The 5,383-nt window shown below is 55.5% G+C and carries 6 protein-coding genes and 1 other RNA gene; 3 read left to right on the top strand and 4 right to left on the bottom strand.

Annotated features, from left to right (window positions below):
• Nucleotides 1-111: 111 nt before the first annotated feature.
• On the bottom strand, nucleotides 112-1,557 hold the full coding sequence (gene tgtA, locus QCH34_RS06155; RefSeq protein WP_300331772.1) for a tRNA guanosine(15) transglycosylase TgtA: 1,446 nt from the start codon (nucleotides 1,555-1,557) through the stop codon (nucleotides 112-114).
• 2 nt (nucleotides 1,558-1,559) lie between these two features.
• Nucleotides 1,560-2,117, bottom strand: coding sequence for a TIGR00296 family protein (locus QCH34_RS06150; protein ID WP_300331769.1), 558 nt, complete (start codon nucleotides 2,115-2,117; stop codon nucleotides 1,560-1,562).
• 117 nt (nucleotides 2,118-2,234) lie between these two features.
• On the opposite strand from QCH34_RS06150, the gene rnpB reads away from it, so the two are divergent.
• Nucleotides 2,235-2,582, top strand: an RNA gene (gene rnpB, locus QCH34_RS06145) — RNase P RNA component.
• A gap of 46 nt (nucleotides 2,583-2,628) precedes the next feature.
• The gene (locus QCH34_RS06140) at nucleotides 2,629-3,186 is read left to right on the top strand and encodes a CBS domain-containing protein (RefSeq protein WP_300331767.1); all 558 of its coding nucleotides are present in this window, start codon (nucleotides 2,629-2,631) and stop codon (nucleotides 3,184-3,186) included.
• 1 nt (nucleotide 3,187) lies between these two features.
• Here QCH34_RS06140 and tpiA read toward each other — a convergent pair whose 3' ends face one another.
• Both tpiA and QCH34_RS06130 read right to left on the bottom strand, forming a co-directional pair.
• Nucleotides 3,188-3,856, bottom strand: coding sequence for a triose-phosphate isomerase (tpiA, locus tag QCH34_RS06135; protein ID WP_300331764.1), 669 nt, complete (start codon nucleotides 3,854-3,856; stop codon nucleotides 3,188-3,190).
• A 1-nt stretch (nucleotide 3,857) separates the two neighbouring features.
• A complete protein-coding gene (locus tag QCH34_RS06130; protein ID WP_300331761.1) occupies nucleotides 3,858-4,379 on the bottom strand; it encodes a multiprotein bridging factor aMBF1 in 522 nt (173 codons plus the stop codon).
• 54 nt (nucleotides 4,380-4,433) lie between these two features.
• Between QCH34_RS06130 and QCH34_RS06125 the strand changes: the two genes are divergently transcribed.
• Nucleotides 4,434-5,383 (top strand): AAA family ATPase (locus QCH34_RS06125; protein ID WP_300331757.1); only part of this gene is annotated, 950 nt, incomplete at its 3' end.

Genomic DNA, 5,383 nt, shown 5'->3' with positions numbered 1-5,383 from the left:
CCGGGAAGACTGCAACCGGGTCGATCACTGCCGGGGTCTCGATCGTTACGTCGCCTGTCGTGTAGAGCCCATATCTGGCAAGCCCGTCACGGCGGCGGACTTCAAAGGTGCTCATGAGATCACCTTGTGTGCCGGGAACCGCTTCCGGATCAGATCAACAAGATCAGGTGTTGCCGAGAAGGTCACCTCGGTATCCGGATTTGCAGATAAAAGCGCATCCACCCCGGCAAAAGCAGACTCAAGCATCGCATCATCCCACTCCGGAACCTCGGACTGCCCCATCGGTGCGGTCTCCGAGAGCTCAGTCGGCACAGCCCCAAAGGGCGGCCGAAGCTCAAGCACTTCTTCAAATTCCTGTGGCTGTGGGCCGCCGCAGAGGATTAACGAGCGTTTTGAAAGCCGTATCCGGGGAATCATCTCCTGGAATTTAATCACCTCGGTCCGCTTGCAGGATTCATCGCCCCGGTAGAAGAATCTCCGTTTTGTTGCCCGATCAGATCGTTCGAGGAGGTGGGCGTGCTTCAGCAGTTCGCGGTATCCCTCAAGCAGTCTCGGGTGAGATCGGCACCGCTCATCAACAAGATCCCAGAGGGTGCCCTCCTGGATGGAGAGGCGGATCCGGGAGATCTCAGCCTGTGTCACTGCAAGATTATGGTAGGCGAGGAGCCGCTCCTTATCGGGAGCGGATCGCAGTTCATCAGCGGTATGTGATCGGCAGACAGAACAGGCACAGGGAAGTTCTGCGATCTCAGCGAGCTTCAGGGTGCCGGAAGGGGTGATGTAGCGGCCTTCCCGTGCATACAGGGCATAGGCGGCAGAATCAAAGATATCGCAGCCCATTGCGACTGCAAGTGCGAACATCGAGGGATGGCCGGCACCAAAGAGGTGGACACATGCAGCAGATGAGAGCCCTTTCTTGGCAGAAATGACTGATCTGACGAGTTCTTTATACCGGTACCCTTCCAGAAGGGGAACAACCGCACCGATTGGGCAGAAGGCAAATCCAAGTTCACTCGTCTCACGGCCTGCCTGCTCTCTCAGGTCGGGATGGAGACCACCCTGCACAGGCCCTGCGAGGGGTGCATCATCCCCGAAGATCTCCTTGGCCTCACGGAGGCGGCTCATGGTGACGGAAAGATCCGCCTCGACCGTCTCCCGTGGTGAATCCGGGTGGGTCGGGATATCGAGGGGTACCCAGATGTCGCTTCCGATATCACGCTGGAACGAGATGGTTGTCTCATTTGTGGTATCGACCGAGCCGTACACCGAGAGCTGGAATGATCCCGAATCCGTCATGATCAGCCCGTCAAACCCAAGCACCGAGTGGAGTCCGCGGGAGAGTGCCTCCTCGCGAAAATCAGCACTCTTTGAGAAGATATAGGCATTTGTGATCAGCCCTTCGATTCCCATCGCCGCCATCTCGGCAGGTGAGATGATCTGGATATGCGGGTTTACAACCGGAAGGAGGGCCGGGGTTCGTATACGTTTATCGCCGACGGTGAGCCTTCCGACCCTCCCGGCGATGTCCTTATGCATCACTTCAAACTGTATTGACATGGTTACTCAGAGAAGATCTGGCCCTCAAACCTGAGGACGGATACCTGTTCGTCCCGCCAGCATCCCGGCGGGAGTCCTGCTTTTCTGCAGGTATGATCGAGGAATTCAACTGCATTCCATCCGTATTCTGATGCAACCTGCGGGAGGAGAAGGCCGGATCGCCCTCTTCCTTTCACGATCAGCCCGTGTTTGCCGACTTCAACCTTATCATCCCGGTTTGAGGGGGGAGCGGGGACCTCTTCAGGAACACTGAGGATTGTCACCTCCAGTGCAATCAACGGAAGCTCCTCTGGACTGACCGGGTTAAACCGTGGATCCCGGAGCGCAGCTGAGTGTGCCGCTTCAATAATTCCCTCCTGAAGGGGCATCACCGGGAGAGGAATGCCGATACATCCACGCAGATCCCCATCCCTGTTCAGGGTGACAAAGACCCCGCGTTTCTCAGAAAATATCGGTGGAAGGGGGGGCGGCGTCAACTCCGTATGCAGCACTGCCGCCCTGAGAGCCTCTCTTGCGAGGGAGACTCCAATCCTCCCGTCTTCCTCGGACAGAAGCATCATAGTATTGAATCAACTCCGGAGAAGATGATGGTATCTCCCATAATACGAGGTTTAATCTCTGTATACATCGATATTTATATACTGTACATAGCGCATTTCGCCCTATCGTACAGCGATGAGAGGGAGAGTGCGGCTGACGGTGGCCCTTTTGGGCTGCTGAGGAAAGTCCCCCCACCCTCCGGGCGCGCAGCCCCGGTCAATCGGGGATGGCGAGAGTCATGGCAATGACACAGAAACGACACGTCCTGCCGCCAGCAATGAAACGATCGAGCACCTCCGGTCTCCGGTGGTGCGATACTCTGCATTCTGCAGTGCAACTCGTTGAGCGTATCGGCAGGGATCGATGGAACGGTGAATCCCTGCGGGTGCAAGCCAAACAGGGCAGAAGGGATGCCCGGATCCCGCCCGGGTACGGCGCTTAGCTGAATGCCGCAATGAACAGAAGGGGGCTTACTCCTCCCACTCATCATTACCAGGGCAGCTTTTTTCATATATACCTGTGAGTAATAGTATGCATATTCCTACCGCAGATGAGATCAGATCTGTACGCCGACGGATTGGGATGACGCAGGCCGAACTTGCCAGGAGATCCGGGATCAGCCAGTCGATGGTCGCACGCATCGAACGGGGTTCGGTTGACCCGCGTGTCAGCACCCTTCGCAGAATAGTTGATGTGCTCACTCTTTCTGAAATACCCGTCATCACCGCGTCAAGCCTGATGCACACCCCTGTCGAGAGTGTCTCACCTGATGACTCAATTTTATCGGCAGTTGAGAAGATGGACAGAATGGCCTTTTCACAGCTCCCTGTTCTGCTGGACGGGGTGCCGGTCGGCTGTATATCAGAATCTGCCATCCTCACCGCAATTGGCGAGCAGAAGCATCAGAAGGGCCATCACCCAACAGTCCGGGACTACATGGAATCCAGTTTCCCGACAGTTCCACCAGAGATCGAGATCGAGACGGTAGTTGGCATTTTAGAACAGCACCATGCGGTGCTTGTGATGAAAGAAGGGCGGGTTGAAGGGGTCATAACAAAGCATGACCTCATCTCCTTAATTGTAGAATAGTTCAGATTTTAGAGACGAGATCCCGGAGCACCGCCTCGGGATCGTCTGCCTTCACCACGCTTGATGCAAGCAGTACCCCGGCACATCCGAGATCAAGGGATATCCTGACACACTCCCCGGACTGGATCCCGGCACCGGCAAGCACCTTCACCTCACTATTCTGTTTCAGGGCAGCCTCTACAGATCCGGCGATGATCTCAGGATCGGCCTGTGCAACCGAGATCCCGGAACCAATCAGCTCTGGCGGCTCAATTGCAACATAATCCGGCCCAAGTGCGGCCGCTGCTGCTGTTGTCCTGATATTATTTGTGCAGATAACTGATGTCAATCCCTCTGCCTCTGCGGCGGTGAGCGAGGCTTCAATATCTGCAAGTGTCAGCCGCCGCTCTGAGTGGTTGATGAGCGATCCGGCAGCACCCTCCATCTTCATCATGTATGCAGGAGTATGTCCGGTAAACCCTCCTGCTCCGACACCGTCGATATGCTGTGCAAAGATCGGAATCGAAAAATGTTTTGCCATCTTTCTGAGGTCGGTGTAGGATGGGGCGATACCGATTGTAATGCCCGTATCCTCCATCACTGCACTCGCTGCCCGTGCAATACGATCTGCACCATACCCGGTTCCTTCCCGGTATGTCTTGAAGTTGATGAGGATGAATGGCGAGTCCATCTCACTTCCTCTTGATCTGGATGACATCGCCGAGGGTTGTCCCGCTCGTCCCTGCATGTCCGCCGCTCTCATCCTGCATACCCTCTGACTCGATCAGGCGAATTTCGAGCGCTGCTTCAAGCTTCTTCCGGACAGCATCCTCAGGGATCAGATCCCCGTTCTCAATCTTTTTGATGAGGTGCTCTTTCTCTTTCAGCTCAAGGGCAAGATCCTTCTGGCTCATCCCTTTTTCGAGGCGTGCATCCCGTATCCGATCGGCATAATCCTCGACGATGTCTCCACCGATGAGATCAAAGACATCACGCCTTCGGCGGACAGGAGGGGTGGCAACCCGGCCGGACGTAGGCACCGGCTTTCCACCTCCCCGGCCATATGATGGCCGCGGCCCTGTCTGGACCTGCACCTCCGTTCCATGCCGTGCGCATCGTTCGCAGACCTTCATCGGTTGTGATCCTTCAATCCGTACAATCTTTGATCGTCCTTTGATAAGCTCTCCACAGGCTTCACAGTGTTGTGGTTGCATACATATCCCAAACAACTTTATAACTTTTTTTCCTATATATCTATTTGAAGAGTTATGGCCGTAAAATCCCGCACACCTGACGACACCCTCCATTCCGATGATTCATACCGGATGGTGCTTGAGCGTCTTACCGAGCTTGAAGGCCGGAACCAGGAGTTGCGAGAGGAACTCCGGCAGTCGAAGACTGATCGCCAGTACCTTGAAACCCAGAAGGTGAGGTATGAGCGTGAGGTCCGGAAACTACGGTCAGAAATAGAGCAGATGAGGAGCCCGCCCCTGATTGTCGGAACGATTGCCGATGTCATCGACAACACCCGTGTTGTTGTGAGGAGCAGTGCAGGTCCGAAGTTCCTTGTGCGCACATCACAGTTCATCAATGCCGAGGATCTGAAACCCGGTGTCCGGTGTACAATGAACCAGCAGACACTGGCAATCGTCGAGGTGCTCCCATCCGCCTATGATGCGCAGGTCTATGGTATGGAGGTTGATAGCCGCCCAACCGAGAGCTACAGCGATATCGGCGGGCTTCAACGGCAGGTTGCCGAACTGCGTGAGGCAATCGAGCTCCCGCTGAAAAAACCCCATCTCTTTGAGCGGGTCGGTATCCTTCCACCAAAAGGAATTCTGCTCCATGGGCCTCCCGGTACCGGAAAGACGCTGCTTGCACGGGCTGTTGCCCATGAGACAGAGGCAACCTTCCTCCGGGTGGTTGGATCAGAGCTTGTCCAGAAGTATATCGGTGAAGGGGCACGCCTTGTCCGCGAGCTCTTTGAGAATGCAAAGAAGAACGCCCCCTCTATCATCTTCATCGATGAGATCGATGCAATCGGTGCATCACGTGGCCAGGAGACCTCCTCCGGCGATCGGGAGGTTCATCGGACGCTGATGCAGCTGCTCGCCGGGATGGATGGCTTTGAGTCACGGGGGGATGTCAAGATCATCGGGGCAACAAACAGGATCGATATCCTTGATATGGCACTCCTTCGTCCAGGCAGGTTTGACAG

It is taken from the genome of Methanocalculus sp. (genome assembly GCF_029762515.1).
Taxonomy (GTDB): Archaea; Halobacteriota; Methanomicrobia; order Methanomicrobiales; family Methanocorpusculaceae; genus Methanocalculus.
Note: the sequence above shows the minus strand (reverse complement) of the source record. Positions and strands in the feature narration are given on the sequence as shown.

Excerpts from the sequence above, each read along its gene's own strand:
- QCH34_RS06150 (WP_300331769.1), bottom strand. The coding sequence starts at position 2,117 with ATGATGCTTCTGTCCGAGGAAGACGGGAGGATTGGAGTCTCCCTCGCA.
- tgtA (WP_300331772.1), bottom strand. The coding sequence starts at position 1,557 with ATGTCAATACAGTTTGAAGTGATGCATAAGGACATCGCCGGGAGGGTC.
- QCH34_RS06130 (WP_300331761.1), bottom strand. The coding sequence starts at position 4,379 with ATGCAACCACAACACTGTGAAGCCTGTGGAGAGCTTATCAAAGGACGA.
- QCH34_RS06140 (WP_300331767.1), top strand. The coding sequence starts at position 2,629 with ATGCATATTCCTACCGCAGATGAGATCAGATCTGTACGCCGACGGATT.
- tpiA (WP_300331764.1), bottom strand. The coding sequence starts at position 3,856 with ATGGACTCGCCATTCATCCTCATCAACTTCAAGACATACCGGGAAGGA.